The 5659-nt window shown below is 57.6% G+C and carries 7 protein-coding genes and 1 tRNA gene; 7 read left to right on the top strand and 1 reads right to left on the bottom strand.

Going from position 1 to position 5659, the window contains the following annotated elements; translation table 11 throughout:
• Nucleotides 1-254 precede the first annotated feature (254 nt).
• The gene (locus DXD56_RS09800; RefSeq protein ID WP_117583693.1) at nucleotides 255-1451 is read left to right on the top strand and encodes an ATP-binding protein; all 1197 of its coding nucleotides are present in this window, start codon (nucleotides 255-257) and stop codon (nucleotides 1449-1451) included.
• Between the two features lie 110 nt (nucleotides 1452-1561).
• On the opposite strand, the gene DXD56_RS09795 is transcribed toward DXD56_RS09800, so the two are convergent.
• Nucleotides 1562-2335 (bottom strand): type III pantothenate kinase, encoded by a 774-nt coding sequence (locus DXD56_RS09795; RefSeq protein WP_158549402.1) that lies wholly within the window; start codon nucleotides 2333-2335, stop codon nucleotides 1562-1564.
• A gap of 196 nt (nucleotides 2336-2531) precedes the next feature.
• Here DXD56_RS09795 and DXD56_RS09790 point away from each other — a divergent pair.
• The 6 genes from DXD56_RS09790 to DXD56_RS09770 all read left to right on the top strand — a co-directional run bounded on the left by DXD56_RS09790 (nucleotide 2532) and on the right by DXD56_RS09770 (nucleotide 5598).
• Nucleotides 2532-2608, top strand: a tRNA-Met gene (locus DXD56_RS09790).
• A 230-nt stretch (nucleotides 2609-2838) separates the two neighbouring features.
• The gene (locus DXD56_RS09785) at nucleotides 2839-3021 is read left to right on the top strand and encodes a hypothetical protein (protein WP_117641071.1); all 183 of its coding nucleotides are present in this window, start codon (nucleotides 2839-2841) and stop codon (nucleotides 3019-3021) included.
• 15 nt (nucleotides 3022-3036) lie between these two features.
• Nucleotides 3037-3726, top strand: a complete 690-nt coding sequence (locus DXD56_RS09780; RefSeq protein ID WP_117641070.1) for an exonuclease domain-containing protein — start codon at nucleotides 3037-3039, stop codon at nucleotides 3724-3726.
• Between the two features lie 65 nt (nucleotides 3727-3791).
• Nucleotides 3792-3959, top strand: a complete 168-nt coding sequence (locus tag DXD56_RS10060) for a hypothetical protein (RefSeq protein ID WP_158549400.1) — start codon at nucleotides 3792-3794, stop codon at nucleotides 3957-3959.
• Between the two features lie 15 nt (nucleotides 3960-3974).
• Entirely contained in the window at nucleotides 3975-4679 is a 705-nt protein-coding gene (locus DXD56_RS09775) for a hypothetical protein (RefSeq protein ID WP_117641069.1), read from the top strand.
• The gene (locus tag DXD56_RS09770) at nucleotides 4666-5598 is read left to right on the top strand and encodes a DUF4268 domain-containing protein (RefSeq protein WP_117641068.1); all 933 of its coding nucleotides are present in this window, start codon (nucleotides 4666-4668) and stop codon (nucleotides 5596-5598) included. The genes DXD56_RS09775 and DXD56_RS09770 overlap by 14 nt, the downstream gene beginning before the upstream one ends.
• Nucleotides 5599-5659: the final 61 nt, after the last annotated feature.

Here is a 5659-nt window from a genome sequence, read left to right as displayed (position 1 = left end):
CGCATAAAAAGCCTCCCATTTCTCATGTCCAAGAAATGGGAGGCAGTTCACACGCGCCGGGGAGGGTTTTCGCCTGTTTGGGGGATGAACCGCCAGCAGCCTATTCCTCAAAACCGAAAAATTTTCGGTTTTGAGGAATAGGACCAAAGCAGATTGTTATTTGGCAAGGTATATTCGATGTAAGCGCTATTCCTCAAAACTGAAAATTTTTCGATTTTGAGGAATAGCAAACATCGGGTGTAGGGAGGATGCCAATGAAGCTCATCAATAGGACGTCGTATATGGATACGCTGACGAGTCTTATCGGTGTGCCCGACATCAAGGTCATCACGGGCATCCGGCGCAGCGGAAAATCCAAGCTGCTCGAGTCCCTCCGCGATTACGTGGAGACCAACCTGCCTGATTCAAATGTCATTCATATCAACTACAACCTCGATGAGTTCGAGGACCTGCTCGAATATCACGCTTTGCTTGCTTATGTAAAAGAGCGTCGGGTGTCCGGCACGCAAAACTTTCTGCTTATCGATGAGGTTCAGATGTGTAGCGGCTTTGAGCGCGCAATCAACAGCCTTCACGCATCCGAGCGGTATGACATCTTTATTACGGGGTCAAATGCATTTTTGTTATCGAGCGACCTATCGACGCTCTTTACGGGGCGCACGTTCGAAATCGAGGTGTTCCCGTTCTCGTTTGAGGAGTATCGCTCTTACGACGGTAAGGGCGAGGTCGACCATGATTTTGATGAATACGCACATGCCGGCGGCATGTCCGGTTCGTATCCTTACCGAACGCAGGAGCAACGCTATCAATATCTCTCCAACGTTTTTAAAACGTTGATCGTGAGGGATATCGTGCAGCGGCATAACGTCAGAAACGAATCGGCGCTGCTGCGTATTGCTGACTACATGATGGACAACGTCTCCAACATTACGTCGGCTCGCAATATAACGGATAGCCTGAATGCAGATGGGCTAAAGATCACGAACAAGACGGTGGGCACATATATGGGGTATCTGTGCGACGCATTTGCCTTCTATAAGGTTCGACGGTATGACATTCGCGGCAAGAAATACCTCAAGAGCGGCGAGAAGTACTATCTGGCGGACCATGCGTTTAAATATGCGCTGCTTGGTACGCGCGATATGGATTGGGGACGCGTATACGAGAACATGGTGGCAATCGAGCTGCTGCGGCGCGGATACGAAGTGTACGTCGGCGTGCTTTATAAAAAGGAAATTGACTTTGTAGCTATCAGGCGAAGCGAGAAGCTCTATATCCAGGTGAGCGATGACATTAGCTCGGACAAGACGTTTGAGCGGGAAATCTCGCCGCTCTTGAGCATTGCCGACGCGTATCCCAAGATGATTCTCGCCCGCACGCATCACGAGACTACGGATCGCGATGGGGTGCAGATAGTGGACCTGGCGAGGTGGCTTTGCGGCGAGGCGTAGCAGAAAGCCCTATTCCTCAAAACTGAAAATTTTCGATTTTGAGGAATAGGGCTGCCGCGTTGCCTGGTCCGCTGCTCGCGCTTGTGTCGCGCTCGGCTAAGGCCCCTGTCTTACCCCAGCTCCCGCATGCGGCGGTAGATTTCGCAGATGCCCTTGATGGTGAGCTGCCCGTCGACCACGTCGAAGGCATCGGTCGAATCGGCGACGATGCCGGCGAGACCGCCCGTGGCGATAACGGTGGCGTCTTCGCGGCCCAGCTCGCGCTTCATGCGCGCGACCAAGCCCTCGGCCATGGCAGCGGCACCCACCACGGCGCCGACTTTGATGCACTCCTCGGTATCGCGGCCGATGGCGTGCTCGGGCGCCTCGAGCGGAACGCTGGCGAGCTTGGCGGCTCGGGCGGCAAGCGCGTCCATGGAGATGCGGATGCCCGGCGCGATCGCTCCGCCAATGTAATAGCCGTCCTCGTCGATAACGTCGATATTGGTCGCGGTGCCAAAGTCCACCACGATCGCCGGCGCGCCGTAGAAAGTCTCGGCCGCAACGGCGTTGGCGACGCGGTCGGCACCTACGGCCTGGGGACGCGCTGCGCGCAGCTTGGTCACCGCGGCCGTCTGCGGCCCGATAACGATGGCGTCTGCCGCGATGTGGTCGGCCACGGCGTGCCACTCGCGCGAGAGCTGTGGCACCACGCCGGCAAAGGCGATCGCGTCGACCGCGCCGAGCGAGAGGTCGTACATCTTAAAGAAACCCATCAGGCGCACATGGATCTCGTCGGCGGTATAGGAGCGGTCGGTGGGCATGCGCCACGACTGCACCAGCTCGTCTCCGTCAAACAGGCCCATGGCCGTCTGCGTGTTTCCCATATCGATAGCGAGCAGCATGTCTACTCCCAGTGTTGGCATAAAAGGACGCGCACCATTGTATACGCGCCGTCGACGGCGCTCGGCTGCGATTCGTTTACGGTGATATGGACTGAGGGGTTTAAATATGAAGGAATTATGCTCTACGAGATTTTTCTTGCCGTTTACCGAACCCCCGCGTAATATTCTTTCTTGCGCACATGAGGCGCCCAGACATTGCGGGGTGGAGCAGTCTGGTAGCTCGCCGGGCTCATAACCCGGAGGTCGTAGGTTCAAATCCTGCCCCCGCGACCAAGAACTTGCAGCTCGGAAGCAAAATTGCTTCCGAGCTTTTTCTTTATCGGTTTACCTTGCGGGTGAATTGCGGGTGAATCCTGAGTCAATTTATTATGTGAAGCAGATAAACCATTGATAATCGCGGACCGGTCGGCTTGACTTATCGACCGATAAACTCCAATTGGGAGGAGTCCCGGCGGTCCTTAGCTAAAATAGTGACGTCTGAATAACAACAAGGGAGTCGCTATATGAAGACCGTCTACGATGCCCTTGACCCTATCGTCAACGGGTCGGCAACGACCAAGGAGAAGGGCGACAAGTACGAGGCGGCCTGCGTTTACTATCTCAAGAACGACCCCTTCTACGCGCTGTTCCTTTCCCGTGTCGGGACGATAACCCAGGCACCCGAATGGGATAACAGTTTGTTTTAAGGGAAAGGAAGCCGTATGGCGAAAAAGGGATATATCTTCTGGGACAGCGAGACGGCGAATCCCCAGCAGAGGATATGCCAGGTCGCTTATATCCTCACGGATCTTGAGGGAAACTGCCTGGGCGACCCGGTTTGCCGGGTGATCAATCCTGAGAGCGAGATTGGTTGGTGGAGTAGGTCTCATCTGGAAATCGATTGGGACTCACTGGACGACATGCCGACCTTTGTCCGCTTCTGGGAGGATGCCGGTCTGGCGGATTTGCTGCGAGACTACATCCTGGTCGCGCATAACGCCAACGGCGACGACATCCACCACATCAAGAAGAGTCTGGCTGCCTACGACATCGAAATGCCCGAGATCGAAGTAATCGATACGATGCTGGTGGCGAAGCAGAAGGGTCTGCCCGGAGCGCTTGTCGACCTCTGCGAGCATTACGGCGTGCATCTTGATAGCCACCACGATGCCATGAGCGACGCCGAGGCGTGCCTTGGGGTTTTCCGTGGGCTGGCCGGCGAGTTCGGTGCGCTCGAGCCCGCCGTTTGGGCTCCGAATGCCTCCTCCCATCATGGCCGCAAGCGTGTTTTCACGGGCTTGGGACTGGTGAACGGGTCGCAGGAGCCATCGAAGAGGTTTTGGCGAAAGCCGAGGAGGCGGGCCACAGGGGCGATCCGGGCGAAATCACTGATCCGGTCGGACTCAAGGTGAAGGTATCCGGCGTTACTCCGGGCTACAATCGCGATGAGATCCTTGCCGCACTTAAGGAATGCGGGATGAAAGCGACCGATGGCAAGCCCGCGCAGAGCACGAAGTACCTCGCAATAGGCGACAACGTGGGACGAAGCAAGCTCGACGCAGTTTTCAGCGGCAACTCGCAGGCAAAAATCGTCACGACGGGCGAGTTGCTTGAGGTCATGAACCGATTTGGCAAGGCGGAATAGAAGGGAAGGCTCGATATGGCCGTCAATTTGAAAACCGTAAAAGACACGGTGAATCTTGCAGCGGGGGTTTTAGCCGCCGCCGGGGTTGTCGATGGGGCAAAGCAGCTCGGTTTCGATGTCGATGGAGCCGTGAAAAGCGCTGCCGACGGGGCAACCAACGGCGCGCGTGCTGTTGCCGACGGCATCGGCAAGGGATTTGGTGCGGCGGCGGAAGGCGTCGGCGCGGCAGCCGGCGCGTTGGGGGATGCCACGAAGGCGTTCCAGGACTCAAGGGCCGCCGCGGAGGCTCGCAAGAAGATCGATGCCGCCAGGCAATCAATATTTGAAGGCGCGTCGACGGTGATGCCCCTGCACGAGTTCATCTGCCAGCAGGTCAAAGCCTCCGAAGCTGCGTTCAACGGCTACGATATGCCCGGCTGCTATCTCATCGCGACATACCGCAGGCATGACCACGATAAGAACTTCAGCGACTATCTCGGAATATACGTGGGGTCAAGTGAGCGTATGGCGGACGATATCGCGTCCATACCTACGCGATTGGGCGATCCGGATGTCTACGCTGACTACAAGTACCGACAAAACATTTTGCTATTCGTGTATCCGTGCGAGCTGAAGGACGTCGACGAACGTCGTGGGCTCCTGCTGCGTTCGTTTGACGGCGAGAGGCTCTACAACGGCACTGGATTATCGGTCGAGAGGGCGGCGGATGAAGACCTATAACCTGGACACCATCCATAAGGTCCCCCTGCGCGAGGTGTGGCCGCATGAGGCCCACGACTTCACCAAGTGGCTGGCCGAGGAGCAGAACCTCGCAACCCTCGGGACGGCGGTCGGAATCGAGCTCGAGCTCATAGAGACGGAGTCCTCGGTCGGATCGTTCAACGTGGACATCTACGCGCAGGAGTCCGGTACGGGCCGCAAGGTGATCATCGAGAACCAGCTCGAGGACACCAACCACGACCATCTTGGCAAGGTGATCACGTACGCCGCCGGCAAGGGCGCCGAGGTCGTCATCTGGGTCGTGGCGCGCGCCCGCGACGAGCACCGCCAGGCCATCGAGTGGCTCAACCAGCACACCGACAGCGACTTCGGGTTCTTCCTGGTCGAGGTCGAGCTCTGGAAGATCGGGGACTCCTTGCCCGCCCCGCGCTTCGGCGTGGTCGAGCAGCCGAACGAGTGGACCAAGACCGTGAAGCTCTCCGAGGGGCTCAGCGAGACCGAAAAGGTCAAGCTGGCGTACTGGACGGCCTACCGCGATGTGGCGGGCGGCCATCCGGAGTTCCTCAAGGAGTTCAGCCCGCAGAAGCCCAGCAAGGACCATTGGTCGACGCTTCGCCTGGGGGTCTCGGCATACCATCTCGCCCTGCTCATCGATACGCAAAGGGGCCGCACGGGCATCGAGCTGTACGTGGACGACGACAAGGAGATCGGGCACCGCGCCATCGCCAACAGCGGGGTCTTCGAGGAGCACCTCGGGCTGACGGCGGCACCCTTCGATGCGAAAAAGGCATCGGGGCTGCGCTTCTACAAGGCGGGCCACCCCATCAAGGGCCACCAGGACGCATGGCCGGGGTACATCGAGGAGCAGCTCGGATGGGCCCTCGAGATGAAAAAAATAATCGCGGAGATCGAGCTCTAAAAAACGCCCCGGCAGTAAATTGTGAACTGCCTCCCATTTCTTGGACATGAGAAATGGGAGG

Source organism: Collinsella sp. TM06-3, assembly GCF_003436395.1.
In the GTDB taxonomy this organism is placed as follows: Bacteria; Actinomycetota; Coriobacteriia; order Coriobacteriales; family Coriobacteriaceae; genus Collinsella.
The sequence above is the reverse complement of the archived record's forward strand: the minus strand, read 5'-3'. Positions and strand labels throughout refer to the sequence as shown.